This window comes from Streptomyces sp. NPDC017993 (genome assembly GCF_044328065.1).
Lineage (GTDB): Bacteria > Actinomycetota > Actinomycetes > Streptomycetales > Streptomycetaceae > Streptomyces.
In genome coordinates this window covers 245,399-261,530 of the sequence record NZ_JBIRGO010000001.1, presented here as the reverse complement: position 1 = coordinate 261,530, position 16,132 = coordinate 245,399, and the positions used below count along the sequence as shown (strand labels likewise).

The window sequence follows — 16,132 nt, the reverse complement described above, 5'->3', positions numbered from 1 at the left end:
GGGCCGCCGCTGGCGTGGCCGCCGCGTCGTGGACGGATAGCGTGCCTATATGACGACTGCATTGATCACGGGAGCGACGGCGGGCATCGGGGCAGCGTTCGCCCGTCGGCTCGCGAGTGACGGCCACAGCGTGGTGCTGGTGGCGCGCGATGAGAAGCGGCTGCGCGAGCAGGCCACCGAGCTGCACGACCGGCACGGCATCGAGGCGGAGGTGCTGAGCGCCGACCTGTCGACGGAGGAGGGCATCGCCGCCGTCGAGGCGCGGCTCGCCGACCCCAAGCAGCCGGTGGATCTGCTGGTGAACAACGCCGGGTTCGGCAACAAGGGCGAGTACCTCGAAGTGTCGATGGCCGATGAGCTGACGATGCTGAAGGTGCACTGCGAGGCGGTACTGCGGCTGACCACCTCGGCGGTACGCGGGATGCGCGACCGGCGGCGCGGCGCGGTGGTGAACGTGGCGTCGGTGGCGGCGTTCGTGCCGCGCGGTACGTATGGGGCGAGCAAGGCGTGGGTGGTCCAGTTCACGCAGGGCGCCGCCCGGGATCTGGCGGGCAGCGGTGTACGGCTGATGGCGCTGTGCCCCGGGTTCGTCCGCACCGAATTCCACCAGCGGGCGGGGATGGGCACGGACAACATCCCCGGCTGGATGTGGCTGGACGCCGACAAGCTCGTGGACGCGGCCATGAAGGACCTGACGCGGGGGAAGTCCCTGTCCATTCCGGACCCGCGGTACAAGGCGCTGATGGGCGCCGTGAAGCTGGCGCCTCGGGGTGTGCTCGGCGGTCTCAGCTCCCGGACGGGACGGAAGTACGGACCGCGCTGACGGGGCGGGCGGCCGCGGTGCGCGCCGAGTTCGTCGCGGGGGCGAGGCGGCCTCGGTGCTTCGTGGCCGGTCGTTGCCGGACCTTCCTTCAGGGGCCGGTGCTCAGATCCCGTCCGCCGGGGCCTGAGCACCGGCCCCTGCCGCGCCGGGGTGGTGCGGGAAGGGGACGTGGGTACTGGTGCCGTCGTGCCAGGTGACGCGCAGGGTGTCCGCTGCCGCGTGGACGACGGCCCGGGTGTGGATGGGCGCGGGTGACGCTTCCGCGGTCAGCGAGGCCAGGGCCAGGAAGAGGGAGCCCTCGGGGGCCGTGATGGTGCCTTCCAGCACGGCGGTGCGGGTGCCGGGTCCGACGAGGGTGCTGCCGGTCGGCGTGTCCGCGGGTGGGCCGTCGAAGCCGTGGACGGGGTGGAGTTGGGCGGTCGGGCCGTCCGGGGTGGTGGCCCAGCCGGTCAGGCGCACCCGGGTACCGGGTGGCGCACCGGTGACCAGATGGGCGCGCAGTTCCGTCCGGCCGTGGACGACGGTGGCCGACAGCACGCGGACGCCGGGGAGTTCGGTGCCGTCGGCGCGGCGCGGCGTGTGGGTGGAGGCGGCCCAGCCGGGTCCCGCGCCGTGCGGGACGGCCGGGCCTCGGGTGGTGGGCCGCCCGTCGACGAGCAGGGCGAAGTGGTTGTCGGCCGGGGCTTCGAGGGCGGTCGGGCCGGTACGGGTGGAGTACGCGAAGCGCGCGTAGTACGGGTCGGGGGCGGCGAGGGTGGAGTTGCTGCCGTGATTGTGCAGGCGTACCAGGCCGTCGGAGGCGGTGGACTGCACCAGTAGACCGGTCCGGCCGAGGGGCAGCGCGGCGTCGCGGGTCTCGGCGGGCAGCGGCTCCTCGCGGGCCGTCCAGACCGGATGGCCGGCGGGCAGCAGGAGACCGACGAACCCCTTGGACGCCCAGTACGGCGAGGCCGGGCCGGAGTAGCTCTGGAGCATGGGCGGGTAGGGCCCGTACCAGCCGAGCGGGAGCAGCCCGCGTCGGTCGACGGCGCCACGGTCGAGGAAGTGGCGCAGCGTGCCGGAGGCGAGTCGGCGGGTGGCGCCAGGAGTGAGCGGGGTGTGCCCGGTGAGGGCGCCGAGCCAGGGGGCTGCGGTGGCGGCGAAGCGGTAGGTGAGCGAGCGGCCGAAGGGCAGCGGGGCGCCGTTGGTGTCGAAGAGGCGGGTGTAGTCGGCGAGGTGGGCGGCGAGCCGCGGGCCGTGAGTGGCCAGGAGCGCGTCGTCGCCGCCGAGGTGGGCGTGCAGGACGGGGTAGAAGTGCAGTGCCCAGGCGTTGTAGTGCTCGAAGGCGCGGTTGTCCCCGTCGGTGTACCAGCCGTCGCCGCGGTACCAGTCCTCGATGCGGGCCAGCGCGCGGTCGACGGCGACGCGGGCGCGTACGTTCTCGATGTCCACGTCGAGCAGGAAGCCGCCGACGGTGAGGCCGAAGAGCCACCAGTTGTTGTCGACGGGGGACGGGGCGAGGGCGGGCAGCAGCCAGTCGACGACGCGGGCGCGGACCGCGTCGTCGAGGGAGTCCCACAGCCAGGGGCGGGTCAGCCGCAGGCCGAGGGCGAGGGAGGCGGCTTCCACGTAAGCCTGCCGGACGGCGGCGATACCGGGCCAGGAGTCGGGGCTGTCCGGCGTCAACTCCCGTGCTTCGGTGGGCTTTTCGGTGCCCGAGGCGAGTCCGGCGGCAAAGCGTTCGAGGTGGTTGCCGGGGTCGTGGCCGTCGCTGCCGGCGACCCGGAGGGCGGCGAGCAGAAAGGTGCGGGCGAAGCCTTCGAGGCCGTCCGAGCGGGTTCCGGAGGAGCTGGGGCGCGCGCCGGGGAGAGCGATCAGACCGTGGCCCGGTGACGCGTACGGAACGGTGGCGCGGAGCAGGCCGTCGGCCGCCGCCTCCCAGTGGGCGCGGGTCCAGCCGGTGTACGGGCTGAGGTCGCGGTTCTCGGGTGGGAGGGGGAAGGGACAGGGTGTGGCGGGTGGGAAGGAGCGGTGCGTGGCGGGTGGGAAGGAGCGGTGCGTGGCGGGTGGGAAGGAGCCCGGTGTGGCGGGTGGGAAGGACCCCGGCGTGGCGGGTGCGGTCATGGGCTCCCCTGAGTGCGGTGGTCGGAGGGCGGTGGTCGGCCGGACGACGCGGGCATCCTTCAGCCTCGGGTGATCGAACGTCAAGGGAAAAGGATCGAACGATCGATTGCTGTTGCGATCGATCAGGCTGGACTAGGCTCGTCCGCCATCCGGCCGCCGGGGGCCGCCACACGCGAGGGGGAATGCGCCGTGCGCGAGAGCGCAGTGCAACGCCACGACCGCCTGCTGACCTTGGTGCGGGAGCAGGGCACGGCCCGGGTCACCGAACTCGCCGACCGGCTCGGGGTGTCGCCGGTGACGGTGCGGCGGGACGTCGAGACACTCACCCGTAAGGGCCTGGTCGACCGGGCGCACGGATCGGTGTCGTGGCCCCGGCCGCGCACCGCCGGGGCGGCAGGTGTGGGCACCGCCCCGGTGTTCGGGCTGCTCGCGCCGTCGGCCACCTACTACTTCGCCGATGTCATCCATGGTGCGCACGAGGCCGCGGCCCGGGCGGGTGCCCGGCTGATCCTGCGGATCTCCGACTACCGGCCGGAGGAGGACCGGGCGCGCGCCGAGGGGTTGCTCGCGGCCGGCGCCGAGGGGTTGCTCATCGCGCCGGGCTGGCGCGGCCGCGCCGACCAGGCGGAGCACGGCGACTGGATCGGCGAACTCCCGGTCCCGGCCGTCCTTCTGGAGCGCTCGGTGGATCCGGGCAGCCCCCTGGCCGGCCTGGACCGGGTGTGCTCCGACCACGCGCACGGCGTGCTGCTGGCCCTGCGGCACCTGACGGGGCAGGGACACGCGGCCCCCTTGCTGGTGGCGCGGGCGGACAGCCCCACGGCCCTGGCGGTGCGCGCCGGTTACGACCAGGCCCTGCGCGCCCTGGGGCTGGAGCGGCCGCATCCGGTGATCGACGCGCCGGCGGACCGCGACCCGGCGGGCTTCGAGCGGGGTGTGCAGTCCCTGTGGACGGCGGTGACGTCCGGTCGGGCGACGGCGGCACTGGTGCACAACGACGTGGACGCGATCCAGCTGGTGCAGCGGCTGGCGGAGCTGGGCGTGCGGGTGCCGGGCGATCTGGCCGTGGTCGCCTACGACGACGAGGTGGCCGCGCTGGCGGACACGCCACTGACGGCGGTGGCACCGCCCAAGCGTGAAGTGGGACGGCTGGCAGCCGAGTTGCTGCTGGAGCGCTGGGGCAGGTCGGTGCGCGGCAGGCCGGCGGACCGGGCGGCGGGCGGGGCGGAGCCGGCCGCGCGACGGCATCTCGCGCTGCTGCCCCGGCTGCGCGTACGGGCCTCGTGCGGAGCCGCGGCGCCGGAACTCCTGGAGGAGGGCCGCGCGCAGGGCTGACGGTCCGACGGCGCGTGTGGGGCCGCGCCCCCGGAGCGCTCACTTCTTGTTCGTTTTTCGATCATTCAATCGTTCGCTCTTGACTTCGCTCATGACGCGTCCAAGGATCGCCGCCATCGCTTCCCGCTTTCCTTCCGCCGTCAGCCGCCGGGCCGTTCGGCCGCCAGCCCCAGGAGCCGCGTCATGAGCCGCAGCATGAGCCGCAGCATGAGCCGCAGTTGGAGCAGAACCTCCGTCGCGATAGCCGGCGCCGTCGCCGCCCTCGCCGCCCTGACCGCCTGTGGCGGTGCCACCGGTGACGCGGCCGGCGGCGACGGTGAGCCCGTCAACATCACCTACTGGGGCTGGACGAAGGGCACCCAGCAGACCGTCGACGCGTTCAACGCCGCCCACGACGACATCCAGGTGACGTACGAGGAGATCCCCTCCGGCGGAGCCGGCGGCTACGCGAAGATCTCCAACGCGGTCAAGGCGGGCAACGCCCCCGACCTGGTCAGCATCGAGTACCCCTCGCTGCCCGAGTTCGTCAGCCAGGGCGCGCTGCAGGACATCACCCGCTACGTCGGCGACGACCTCAAGAAGAAGCTCCTCCCGCAGGCGGTGGAGCTGACCACACTCGGCGGCAAGAACTGGGCGGTGCCCTTCGACGCCGCGCCCCAGACGTACTACTACCGCAAGGACTTCTTCGCCAAGCACAAGATCAAGGTGCCCCGCACCTGGGCCGACTTCAAGGCCGCTGCCGCCGCGGCGAGGAAGGCCGACCCCACGGCGCGGATCGGCACCTTCTTCCCGGACGACCCGACCACCTTCGAGGCGATGGTGTGGCAGGCGGGCGGGCAGTGGTTCGCCACCCAGGGCGACGCCTGGAAGGTGGACACCACCGACCCGGCCACCAAGAAGGTCACCGCCTACTGGCAGAGCCTGCTCGACGACGGCCTGGTCAACAGCGCCACCTCCTTCAGCCCCGGCTGGACCCACGCGCTCAAGAAGGGCGACACCGTCGGCTACCTCGGCGCGTCCTGGGGCGCCGGCGTACTGAAGAGCCTCGTCCCCGACCAGAGCGGCAAGTGGGCCGCCGCCCCCATGCCCACCTGGGACGGGAAGCCGGCCGGCGGCATGCTCGGCGGCTCTACCTGGGCGGTCACCAAGGACAGCGACCAGGCAGCCGCGGCGGTGAAGTTCGCGACCTGGATGTCCACCTCCCCGGACGCCGTCAAGGCCCGGCTCTCCTCCGGCGAGTCCAGTGCCTACCCCGCCGCCGAGTCCCTCCGCCCGGTCGCCGAGAAGGCGTTCGACACCCGGTTCTACGGCGGGCAGGACGTCTACGACGTCTTCGACGGCGCGGCCGCGGCCATCGGCAGGAACTGGACGTGGGGCCCGACCGGCGGCACCACCAACAGCGCGCTCAAGGACGCCTTCGGTAAGGCCGCGGACGGTGACGGCACGCTCGCCGGGGCCGTACGCACCGCACAGGAAGCGACGGTGAAGGAGCTGCGCAAGCGCGGCCTGAAGGCCGCCGGCCGGTGAGCGCCAAGGCCCGTGCCGTCTCCGTCCTGCTGACTCCGTTCTTCGCCCTCTTCACCGTCGTGATGGTGCTGCCGATCGGCTACGCGCTGTGGCTCAGCCTCTTCACCGAGCAGCAGTCGGGGCTCGGTTTCGGCGGGACGCGGACGGTCTTCACCGGTCTCGGCAACTACGTCACCGCGCTGGGCGACCACGCCTTCCGCGACGGCTTCCTCGTCCTGCTCGGCTACTGCGTCCTCTACATCCCGCTGCTGCTGGCCGGCGGGCTGGCACTCGCCCTGCTGCTCGACTCGGCCCTGGCACGGGCCCGGCGCTTCTTCCAACTCGCGCTGTTCCTGCCGCACGCCGTGCCCGGCATCATCGCGGCGCTGATCTGGGTCTACCTCTACACGCCCCAACTCAGCCCGGTCGTCGGCGCGTTGCGGTCAGGGGGCCTGGACTTCAGCTTCCTCTCCCCCTCCGGCGCACTGCCCGCCGTCGTCAATATCGCGCTCTGGGAGTGGCTCGGCTACAACATGGTGATCTTCTACGCCGCCCTGCAGGCCATCGACCGCTCGGTGATCGAGGCGGCGACGGTGGACGGCGCGGGCGCCTGGCGGATCGCGACCGGCATCAAGATCCCGCTGATCCGCTCCTCGCTGGTGATGGTCGCCCTCTTCACGGTCATCGGATCGCTCCAGCTCTTCACCGAGCCGCTGATCATCAACCAGGCCTCGTCGGCCGCGCTGAACTCCACGTGGACCCCGAACATGTACGCCTACGCCGCGGCCTTCACCCGCAACGACTACGGACTGGCTGCGGCCGCCTCCGTGCTGCTCGCGCTCACCGCCGCGGCGCTGTCCTTCGCCGTCACACGCTTCTCGCGGCGCGCCCCCAGGACCCGGACGAAGGGCAGGACGACCTGATGAGCCACACCCCGGCCGCCCGCTCGGCCACCGACCTCGCGGAGAGCGACCTCGCGGAGCGGGACACCGCGTTCATCACCGGGCCGGCGCCCGTACGGCAGCCCCGCGGGGTCCTTCGCGGGGCCGCCCGCCCCGCCCCCGGCCGCCGGCTTTCCAAGGCGGCTGTCAACGGCACCCTCGTCCTCGCCGTCGTCTACACACTGCTGCCGCTGGTGTGGCTGGTCACCGCCGCCACCAAGGACGCCGGCGGGCTGCTGGCCGGCGACGCCTTCTCCTTCGAGGGCTTCGACCTCGGCGGCAACCTCTCCCGGCTGGCGTCCTTCCACGACGGCGTCTACTTCCGGTGGTACGGCAACAGCCTGCTCTACGCGGGTGGCGGCGCGCTGCTCTCCACGTTGGTGTCGGTGGCCGCCGGATACGCCTTCGACGTCTACTCCTTCCCCGGCAAGGAGAAGCTGTTCGGCGTCGTCCTGCTGGGGGTGCTGGTGCCCACCACCGCACTCGCCCTGCCGTTGTATCTGCTCGCCGCCAGGACCGGCCTGGTCAACACCTACTGGGCGGTGCTGATACCCGTCCTCGCACACCCCTTCGGGGTCTATCTGGCGCGAGTCTTCAGCGCCGGTTATCTCCCCCGCGAGGCGATCGAGGCGGCGCGTATGGACGGCGCGAGCGAACTGCGGATCTTCTGGTCCATCGGCTTGCGCATGATCATGCCGGGCTTCGTGACCATCTTCCTGTTCCAGTTCACGGCCATCTGGAACAACTTCTTCCTCCCCCTGGTCATGCTCTCGGACCAGCAGCTCTTCCCCCTCAGCCTCGGCCTGTACGCATGGAACAGCAATACCCACGCGGAGCCGTCCTACTACCCCCTCGTCGTCACCGGATCGCTCCTCGCCGTCATCCCGCTGATCATCGCCTTCGTCGCCCTCCAGCGACACTGGAAGGCCGGCCTCGCCGCCGGCAGCGTCAAATGACGACGAACGTCGGGCGACCGTGAAGGAGCACCGGTACCACCATGCACCCCACCACTGACAACGCCCCCGGACCTGCGGGTATCCCGCCTGCCCGGCCCACCCTGCTGCTGTCCATGGGCCCCGGCATCGCCGACCGGCTCCTCGCCGAGCGTCACCACACCCGCCTCGCGGCCCTCGCGCGCACCGACCACCGGCTCGTCGCCCAGGAGTTGGCCGAGCCGACTCCGGAGGTCGCCGCCGCCCTCGCCGAAGTCGAGGTCCTCCTCACCTGCTGGGGTGCACCACAGCTCACCGCGCGCGTGCTGTCCGCGGCCCCCCGCCTGCGCGCGGTCATCCACGCCGCGGGCTCCGTCAAACACCACGTCACGGAGGCGTGTTGGGCCCGCGGCATCACCGTCTCCTCCGCGGCCGCCGCCAACGCCCTGCCCGTCGCCGAATACACCCTGGCCATGATCCTTCTCGCCAACAAGCAGGTGCTGCACAGCGCGCGGCGCCACCGCACCCTGCGCGCTCCGCACGACTGGCAGCGCGAGCTGGCCGGCGCCGGCAACTACCGCCGCACCGTCGGCATCATCGGCGCCTCCCGCATCGGCCGCCGCGTCATCGATCTGCTGCGCCCGTTCGACCTGCGCGTCCTGCTGCACGACCCGTACGTCGACACGGCCGAGGCCAGCGCCCTGGGCGTCGGCCTCGTCCCGCTGGACGTCCTCTGTGCCGACAGCGACATCGTCTCCGTGCACGCTCCTGAGCTGCCTGCCACCCACCACCTGCTCGGCACCCGCGAACTGGCCCGGATGCCGGACGGCGCGACCCTGATCAACACCTCCCGAGGCTCGCTGGTCGACGAGGCGGCGCTCCTGCCGGAACTGGTATCCGGCCGCCTGAACGCCGTACTCGACGTCACCGAACCCGAAGTCCCGCCCGCCGCCTCCCCCTTGTACGAGCTGCCGAACGTCCTGCTGACCCCGCACATCGCGGGCTCGCTGGGCACCGAGCTGCACCGCATGACGGATCAGGCCCTGGACGAGCTGGAGCGGTACGCCTCCGGGCTGCCCTTCGCGCACACGGTGCTCCCCGAGTCGCTGCACCACTCGGCCTAACCTCAAATCCCCCCATAACCACTAAAATGGCGGTGTCCGACCCACTTCGGGAGACACCATGCGATTCGCACAGATAATCGACTTCAAGACCGACCGGTTCGATGACATGGACCGACTCATGGACGAGTGGGTCGACCAGACCAAGGGCAAGCGGACCGCCACCCACAGCCTCATCGGCAAGGACCGCTCCGACGAGGCCCACATCGTCGAGATCGTCGAATTCCCCTCGTACGACGAGGCCATGAAGAATTCCGAGCTGCCGGAGACGGAGCGGATCTTCCGGGACATGGTGGCGCTCTGCGACGGGACCCCCACCTTCACCGACCTCGACGTGGTCCGCGAAGAACAGTTGAACGAGGCAACTTCCCGCCGGTTCTTCCACGAGATCGCCGTCGGCGGCAACCTCGACGCCGTCGACGAGATCTTCGCGTCCGACTACCGGGACCACGACGTCGCGAAGCCGACGGAGTCCGTCGGCTCGCAGCACATCCGGAGCGACGTCAGCGGGTGGCGTGCCGCCTTCGACTTCACCTTCAGCCTGGAGCGGGAGATCTGCCAGGGCGACGACGTGGTGACGCTGTGGACCTGGACCGGCACCCACAAGGGCGACTTCATGGGCATCGCGCCGACCGGCAGGCAGTGCGTCATGACCGGCACCACGATCTTCCGGTTCAAGGACGGCAAGATCCAGGAAGGCTGGTGGCACGAGGACCTGATGGGCCTGATGCGGCAGCTCACCGGCTGACACGACAGCGCTGACCCGAAGGAGCCACAAGACGAAAGGCCCCTGCTCCCGTCGCTCACGAGCGGGAACAGGGGCCTTTCAGCCGCAGGCGCGGCGGTGCGTCAGTGGGAGTGACCGTGGCCGTGACCGGCCTCGGGCTCCTCGTCGGCCGGCTTCTCGACGACCAGGGTCTCGGTCGTGAGCAGCAGCGACGCGATCGACGCGGCGTTCTCCAGCGCGGAGCGGGTGACCTTGACCGGGTCGATGACGCCGGCCTTCACCAGGTCGCCGTACTCGCCCGTGGCGGCGTTGAAGCCCTGGCCCTTGTCCTGCTCGGCAACCTTCGCCGTGATGACGTAGCCCTCGAGGCCGGCGTTCTCCGCGATCCAGCGCAGCGGCTCGACGACGGCGCGACGGACGACGGCGACACCGGTGGCCTCGTCGCCCTCCTTGCCGAGGGAGCCCTCCAGCACCTTGGCGGCGTGCACCAGAGCGGAGCCACCACCGGAGACGATGCCCTCCTCGACCGCGGCGCGGGTCGCGGAGATGGCGTCCTCCAGACGGTGCTTCTTCTCCTTGAGCTCGACCTCGGTGGCCGCACCCACGCGGATGACGCAGACGCCACCGGCGAGCTTGGCGAGGCGCTCCTGGAGCTTCTCGCGGTCCCAGTCCGAGTCCGTGGACTCGATCTCGGCCTTGATCTGGTTGACGCGGCCGAGGACGTCCTCGGACTTGCCGCCACCGTCGACGACGGTGGTGTCGTCCTTGGTGACGGTCACGCGGCGGGCGGTGCCGAGCACGTCGAGACCGGCCTGGTCGAGCTTGAGGCCGACCTCTTCGGCGATGACGGTCGCACCGGTGAGGGTGGCCATGTCGCCGAGCATCGCCTTGCGGCGGTCACCGAAGCCGGGGGCCTTGACGGCCACGGCGTTGAAGGTGCCACGGATCTTGTTCACGACCAGGGTCGACAGGGCCTCGCCCTCGACGTCCTCGGCGATGATCAGCAGCGGCTTGGAGGAGCCGGCCTGGATGACCTTCTCCAGCAGCGGCAGCAGGTCCTGGATCGAACCGATCTTGCCCTGGTGGATCAGGATGTACGGGTCGTCGAGGACGGCCTCCATACGCTCCTGGTCGGTGACCATGTAGGGCGACAGGTAGCCCTTGTCGAAGGCCATGCCCTCGGTGAAGTCCAGCTCCAGACCGAAGGTGTTGGACTCCTCGACGGTGATGACACCGTCCTTGCCGACCTTGTCCATCGCCTCGGCGATGAGCTCGCCGACCTGCTTGTCCTGGGCGGACAGGCCGGCCACGGCGGCGATGTCGGACTTGTCGTCGATCGGGCGGGCGGTCGCGAGGAGCTCCTCGGACACGGCCTTCACCGCGGCGTCGATGCCCTTCTTGAGGGCGGCCGGGGAGGCGCCCGCGGCGACGTTGCGCAGGCCTTCGCGGACCAGCGCCTGGGCCAGCACGGTGGCGGTGGTGGTGCCGTCACCAGCGATGTCGTTGGTCTTGGTCGCCACCTCCTTCACGAGCTGGGCGCCGAGGTTCTCGTACGGGTCGTCGACCTCGACCTCACGGGCGATGGTGACACCGTCGTTGGTGATGGTCGGGGCGCCGAACTTCTTGTCGATGACGACGTTGCGGCCCTTGGGGCCGATCGTCACCTTGACCGTGTCGGCAAGCTTGTTGACGCCGCGCTCGAGGGCGCGACGGGCGTCCTCGTCGAACTTCAGGATCTTCGCCATGGGTTGCTTCAAGTCCTCTCGTTGCGATCCTCGGCCACGCAGCGGTGGCCGCTATCGCTCAAACGAACTGCGCCCCTGCCCCGGGTGTTTAGACGCGGGAACCAGGGGCGCAGATCTAGGCAATTCTGGGTGAATTACTTCTCGACGATCGCGAGAACGTCGCGAGCCGAGAGGACGAGGTACTCCTCGCCGCTGTACTTCACCTCGGTGCCGCCGTACTTGCTGTAAAGCACGACGTCGCCGACGGAAACGTCGAGCGGAAGACGGTTGCCGTCCTCGAAGCGACCCGGGCCCACGGCCAGGACGACGCCCTCCTGGGGCTTCTCCTTGGCAGTGTCCGGAATGACCAGGCCAGAGGCCGTGGTCTGCTCGGCGTCGAGCGGCTGGACCACAATGCGGTCCTCGAGCGGCTTGATGGCAACCTTGGTGCTGGCGGTCGTCACGATCCGACCTCCCCCTTCGGAGATCTCACGGGGTTAACTGTCTGAGGTGGCGACCAGGTAGATCCGTCGTCGCGGGTGCCGGAACAGCCCGTCGCCGTGTTTAGCACTCCCCTGCGGAGAGTGCCAACGCCGAGACTATGACGCGGTTAGCACTCGGTCAAGCGGAGTGCCAGTTGTGCTGCGCGCGTCGCGCGCAGCAGGTTGACGCGGCCCTCTCCACCGCCGGGCCGCACCCGCGCACCGGCCGCCCCCGCCGGCCCCTGGCCTGCACCGAATCGGCCACACCTTCCCCTCCGTCGCAACCCTCCCCGCGACTGCCCCGTCTACCTCCCCGACTGCCGAGCCGATGCCCGGACCGCTCTGTCCGGAGTGTCCTGACCGGACAGAGCGGTCCGGGGCCGCGGCTCCGACGACCGATGGCGGAGGAAAACCGTGCGTGGACCGACCAGCGCGCGCCGGGCGGCCGGCGTGCCGGAGAGCGACGCCGAGCGCACGATGACCTTCGCCGCGCTCGCCCAGGCACCGAACCGCCGCAGAACCGAGGCGTGGCTGCTCGGCTTCGTCGTACTGATCGTGGTGTTCGGCTACGTCAGCACCGGCCTGGCGATGACCGGCCGGCTGCCCGAGGGCCTGACCGCGTTCGCCGCCACCATGTTCTTCGTGGCGCTGATCCCGCATCTGGTGATCCGGCGCTTCGCCCCGCGCGCCGATCCGCTGATCCTGCCGCTGGCCACCCTCCTGAGCGGTCTGGGCCTCGTCCTGCTGCACCGCCTGGACATCACCTACGCCGAGGACCCTCGGCTGGAAACGGCCCAGGCCGCGGACGGCCAGCTGGTGTGGACGGTGATCGGCGTGGCGGTCTGCATCGCCATCCTGATGCTCCTGCGCGACCACCGGATCCTGCAGCGCTACATCTATCTGACGATGGTGGTCGCGCTGGTCGTGCTGATGGCACCGGCCTTCTTCGGCGCCGACATGTACGGCGCCAAGCGCTGGATCCTGCTGGGGCCGCTGTCGCTGCAACCCGGCGAGTTCGTGAAGATCATGATCTCGGTGTTCTTCGCGGGCTATCTCACCGTCAACCGCGATGCGCTGGCGCTGGCCGGACGCCGCGTCATGGGGGTGCAGCTGCCGCCGGGACGGCAGCTCGCGCCGATCTTCACCATCTGGGTCATCAGCCTGCTGGTACTGGTCTTCGAGCGTGACCTGGGCACCTCGCTGATCTTCTTCGGCGTCTTCGTGATCATGCTCTACATGGCCACCGAGCGCACCAGCTGGGTGCTCTGCGGCTTGGCCATGGCCGCGGCCGGCGCGGCCGTCGTCGGCTCCGTCGAGCCGCACGTCAAGGGCCGGATCATGGCCTGGCTGCATCCCATGGACATCTTCCTGCCAGAGTCCGAGCGGCCGCCGGGACTGATCTCGGACCAGGCCGCCCAGGCGCTGTTCAGCTTCGGCAGCGGTGGCATCGGCGGCAGCGGTCTGGGCCGCGGGCACCCGGAACTGGTCGGCTTCGCCGGCAACAGCGACTTCATCCTCACCACCGTCGGCGAGGAGCTGGGCATGGCCGGGGTGATGGCCGTCCTGCTGCTGTACGCGCTGCTCGCCCAGCGCGGCCTGCGGGTCGCCCTCACCGCCCGCGACCCGTTCGGCAAGCTGCTGGCGGTCGGGCTGTCCGGGGCACTCGTGCTCCAGGTCTTCGTCGTCTCCGGCGGCGTCACCGGCCTGATCCCGCTGACCGGCAAGGCCCTGCCCTTCCTCGCCAAGGGCGGCTCGTCACTCGTCGCGAACTGGATGATGATCGCGCTGCTCCTGCGCATCAGCGACACCGCCCAGCGCCGGCGCGAACCGGTGGGCCCGGGTGCCGACAGGTCGCGGCGCCGCCGCCGCGCTCACCCGTAGTCCTCCAGCCGCGCGAGGGCGAAGCCCTGCTCGGTGGCCGTACGCAGCCCCCCGCGTGCCACGTCGGGCATCGCGCCCGGCCAGTCCCTCCGGCCCCGGAAGTGGGTCAGGATGATGTCCCCGGGTGCAGCCGCCGGCCCGCTCCGCCGTAGTCGATCCGGTCAGGGAAGGCGTCCTGTGTCCACAGCGGCACGACCCGGATGCCGCAGGAGCGCGCGATGCGCAGGGTCTGCCCCGTGTACTCGCCGTACGGCGGCCGAAAGAGCCGGGCCGGCGATCGGTCTCGCGCCGCAGGTTGCGCTGCTGCCCGCAGATCTCCTTGCGCTGTGCGGCCGCGTCCAGCCCCGGCAGGAAGGGGGGTGCAGGGTGGGTTGTGCAGCCCGGTGCCGAGCTGCTGCATGCCGCGGAAGGAGCCGTAGTCCTCCTTGGCGAGGTAGTGGCTGAGGAACACGCCGTAGGGGACGCGCAGTTCACGCATCATCCGCACGAACTCCGGGTCCCTGTCGTCACCGTCGTCGATCGTCAGGAAGACCACCCGCCGATCGGTCGGCACCCGGGAGATGACGGCCGGCAGCTTCCGGCCGCCGCCGGACTGCTGCCCGCGGGCCAGGCCCGGCTATTCGCCCGGGGCTTCGGGGCGCTGAGCGGCGGCTCCGCCAGGCCCGGGCCACCGCCGCCCGGTTCGTTGTCCTGCCCGCCCCCGTCGGCCACGGCACCGCAGCCCGCCGCCACACCGAGCACACACCACACCGCCACGTCCCGGACCGGCCTGCCCCGCAGAAGTCCGACAAGCTGCGTGCCGCCGGATTCCGGCAGTGCGTACGGCCACCGCGGCGGACCCGCCGCCCGGCACGCGGCGCGGTCCACCGGCTGGCCCACAATGGGGAAGGTGACCGATCTCGACACCTTCTCCGCGCTCCTCGCCCCCGAGGGGCAGGCGCTGCTGACCGCGCTGCGTGACCACGATCCGGCCGACGAACTGGCGGCCGCGACCCGGCTGCGCCGCGACCACCCCGCGCCGCTGGTCTCCGCCGCCCTCGGGCAGGCACGGCTGCGGCAGCGGGCGGCGGCGAAGTTCGGGGCGGACGCGCAGCTGATGTACTTCACGCCCAACGGCGTCGAGCAGTCCACCCGCGCGACGGTCGCCGCGCACCGCGCCGCCCGGCTCGCCGCGCTGGGCGTCGGAAGCCTGGCCGACCTCTGCTGCGGGATCGGCGGCGACGCCATCGCGCTGGCGCGGGCCGGTATCCGCGTCCTCGCGGTCGACCGCGACCCGCTGGCCTGCGCCGCGGCGCGGGCGAACGCCGAGGCGCTGGGGCTGGCGGAGCTGATCGAGGTGCGGTGCGCCGACGTCACCGAGGTGGACACCGCCGGATACGACGCGGTGTTCGTGGACCCGGCCCGCAGGAGCCGGGTGCGAGGCGGGCGGATCTTCGACCCGGAGGCGTATTCGCCGCCGCTGTCGTGGGCCGTCGAGGCGGCGCGGGCGGCGCCGTTCGCCGCGCTGAAGATCGCACCCGGTGTGCCGCACGACGCGCTGCCCGCCGACGCCGAGACGGAGTGGATCTCCGACTCCGGCGACGTGAAGGAGGCGGTCCTGTGGTTCGGGACGACGCCGCCCGGCTCCTCGCCCGCCCTCGCTCCGGGCGCGCGCCGCGCCACCCTGCTGCCCTCCGGCGGCTCCCTGCTCGGTGCGGATCTGCCCGATCCCGAGCCGGGCCCGGTCGGGGACTGGCTGTACGAGCCGGACGGCGCGGTCATCCGGGCCCATCTCGTCGCCGATGTCGCCCGGCAGGTCGGCGGGCGGCTGATCGATCCGACGATCGCGTACATCACCGCGGACAGCCTGACCGGGACGCCGTACGCGACCGCTTACGCGATCACGGACGTGCTGCCGTTCAACGTCAAGAAGCTCAAGGCGCTGCTGCGGGAGCGCGAGGTGGGCATCGCGGTGATCAAGAAGCGTGGCTCGGCGGTCGAACCCGAGGAACTGCGCAAGAAGCTGAAGCTCGGCAGCGGCCGGAAGTCCTGCACGATCTTCCTCACCCGGGTGGCCGGGGCCCCCACCATGCTGCTGGGGCAGCCCGCTCAGGCCAGGTCGGTGAGGTCCTCGGCGTAAATCTGGGAGAGCGGCTGCGGGCCGACGTACTGCTGGCAGGTGCACTGCCCGGCCTCGTACTGCACCGGCTTGTGGTCCGCGTCCCAGGCGACCGCCACCTCGACCAGCTCATGGCACTTGCCCCGCTTGTCGTGCTTGGCGAGGTGGTGGGTGCAGCCGCACACCGGCTCCGGCGGCTTGTGGGCCGCCGCGAGCTCCAGCCGCTCGCGGCGGGCGCCCTCCAGCCGCTCCATCTTGCGCTCGTGGCGGGTGCGCAGTGCCGTACGGGCGGTGTCCGCCACCTTCGCGAAGCCGCCCGCCATGAAGAAGATGAAGACCCACCAGAACCAGTCCACAGCCTGCCGCCTCCCCACGCACGCGCCCGGTGCCGGGACCAGCGTAGGACTTCCGGCGGGTGCGGGGGAGGGAGACGGCCAGGCGCACGCGGCGGGCGTGGGC

Annotated in this window: 14 protein-coding genes; 9 read left to right on the top strand and 5 right to left on the bottom strand. The window is 71.5% G+C overall.

Annotation, left to right across the window (positions count from 1 at the left end; all coding sequences use genetic code 11):
• Positions 1 to 49 precede the first annotated feature (49 nt).
• Positions 50 to 823 (top strand): SDR family NAD(P)-dependent oxidoreductase, encoded by a 774-nt coding sequence (locus ACH4FH_RS01325; RefSeq protein ID WP_398553642.1) that lies wholly within the window; start codon positions 50 to 52, stop codon positions 821 to 823.
• A 102-nt stretch (positions 824 to 925) separates the two neighbouring features.
• On the opposite strand, the gene ACH4FH_RS01320 is transcribed toward ACH4FH_RS01325, so the two are convergent.
• The gene (locus tag ACH4FH_RS01320) at positions 926 to 2,926 is read right to left on the bottom strand and encodes a DUF2264 domain-containing protein (protein ID WP_398553641.1); all 2,001 of its coding nucleotides are present in this window, start codon (positions 2,924 to 2,926) and stop codon (positions 926 to 928) included.
• Positions 2,927 to 3,115: 189 nt separating this feature from the next.
• On the opposite strand from ACH4FH_RS01320, the gene ACH4FH_RS01315 reads away from it, so the two are divergent.
• The 6 genes from ACH4FH_RS01315 to ACH4FH_RS01290 all read left to right on the top strand — a co-directional run bounded on the left by ACH4FH_RS01315 (position 3,116) and on the right by ACH4FH_RS01290 (position 9,509).
• Positions 3,116 to 4,261 carry a LacI family DNA-binding transcriptional regulator gene (locus ACH4FH_RS01315; RefSeq protein ID WP_398553640.1) on the top strand — a complete coding sequence of 382 codons (1,146 nt, stop codon included), beginning with the start codon at positions 3,116 to 3,118 and terminating at the stop codon, positions 4,259 to 4,261.
• Between the two features lie 207 nt (positions 4,262 to 4,468).
• Positions 4,469 to 5,788, top strand: a complete 1,320-nt coding sequence (locus tag ACH4FH_RS01310; protein ID WP_398553967.1) for an ABC transporter substrate-binding protein — start codon at positions 4,469 to 4,471, stop codon at positions 5,786 to 5,788.
• Entirely contained in the window at positions 5,785 to 6,690 is a 906-nt protein-coding gene (locus tag ACH4FH_RS01305) for a carbohydrate ABC transporter permease (RefSeq protein WP_398553639.1), read from the top strand. The genes ACH4FH_RS01310 and ACH4FH_RS01305 overlap by 4 nt, the downstream gene beginning before the upstream one ends.
• On the top strand, positions 6,690 to 7,664 hold the full coding sequence (locus ACH4FH_RS01300; protein WP_398553638.1) for a carbohydrate ABC transporter permease: 975 nt from the start codon (positions 6,690 to 6,692) through the stop codon (positions 7,662 to 7,664). The genes ACH4FH_RS01305 and ACH4FH_RS01300 overlap by 1 nt, the downstream gene beginning before the upstream one ends.
• A gap of 41 nt (positions 7,665 to 7,705) precedes the next feature.
• The gene (locus ACH4FH_RS01295; protein WP_398553637.1) at positions 7,706 to 8,764 is read left to right on the top strand and encodes a hydroxyacid dehydrogenase; all 1,059 of its coding nucleotides are present in this window, start codon (positions 7,706 to 7,708) and stop codon (positions 8,762 to 8,764) included.
• A gap of 58 nt (positions 8,765 to 8,822) precedes the next feature.
• Positions 8,823 to 9,509, top strand: coding sequence for an ester cyclase (locus ACH4FH_RS01290; RefSeq protein ID WP_398553636.1), 687 nt, complete (start codon positions 8,823 to 8,825; stop codon positions 9,507 to 9,509).
• Positions 9,510 to 9,610: 101 nt separating this feature from the next.
• Here ACH4FH_RS01290 and groL read toward each other — a convergent pair whose 3' ends face one another.
• Together groL and groES are read right to left on the bottom strand one after the other, a co-directional pair.
• Positions 9,611 to 11,233, bottom strand: a complete 1,623-nt coding sequence (groL, locus tag ACH4FH_RS01285) for a chaperonin GroEL (RefSeq protein ID WP_398553966.1) — start codon at positions 11,231 to 11,233, stop codon at positions 9,611 to 9,613.
• Between the two features lie 134 nt (positions 11,234 to 11,367).
• A complete protein-coding gene (groES, locus tag ACH4FH_RS01280) occupies positions 11,368 to 11,676 on the bottom strand; it encodes a co-chaperone GroES (protein ID WP_251419252.1) in 309 nt (102 codons plus the stop codon).
• 495 nt (positions 11,677 to 12,171) lie between these two features.
• Between groES and ACH4FH_RS01275 the strand changes: the two genes are divergently transcribed.
• The gene (locus ACH4FH_RS01275; RefSeq protein ID WP_398553965.1) at positions 12,172 to 13,575 is read left to right on the top strand and encodes an FtsW/RodA/SpoVE family cell cycle protein; all 1,404 of its coding nucleotides are present in this window, start codon (positions 12,172 to 12,174) and stop codon (positions 13,573 to 13,575) included.
• Positions 13,576 to 13,681: 106 nt separating this feature from the next.
• Here the strand turns inward: ACH4FH_RS01275 and ACH4FH_RS01270 are convergent, their stop codons facing one another.
• Positions 13,682 to 14,128, bottom strand: coding sequence for a polysaccharide deacetylase family protein (locus ACH4FH_RS01270; protein ID WP_398553635.1), 447 nt, complete (start codon positions 14,126 to 14,128; stop codon positions 13,682 to 13,684).
• 327 nt (positions 14,129 to 14,455) lie between these two features.
• Between ACH4FH_RS01270 and ACH4FH_RS01265 the strand changes: the two genes are divergently transcribed.
• Complete coding sequence (locus ACH4FH_RS01265; RefSeq protein ID WP_398553634.1) at positions 14,456 to 15,694, top strand: methyltransferase domain-containing protein; 1,239 nt, start codon at positions 14,456 to 14,458, stop codon at positions 15,692 to 15,694.
• Here ACH4FH_RS01265 and ACH4FH_RS01260 read toward each other — a convergent pair.
• Positions 15,664 to 16,029 (bottom strand): hypothetical protein, encoded by a 366-nt coding sequence (locus ACH4FH_RS01260; RefSeq protein ID WP_398553633.1) that lies wholly within the window; start codon positions 16,027 to 16,029, stop codon positions 15,664 to 15,666. The genes ACH4FH_RS01265 and ACH4FH_RS01260 overlap by 31 nt on opposite strands.
• Between the last annotated feature and the right edge of the window lie 103 nt (positions 16,030 to 16,132).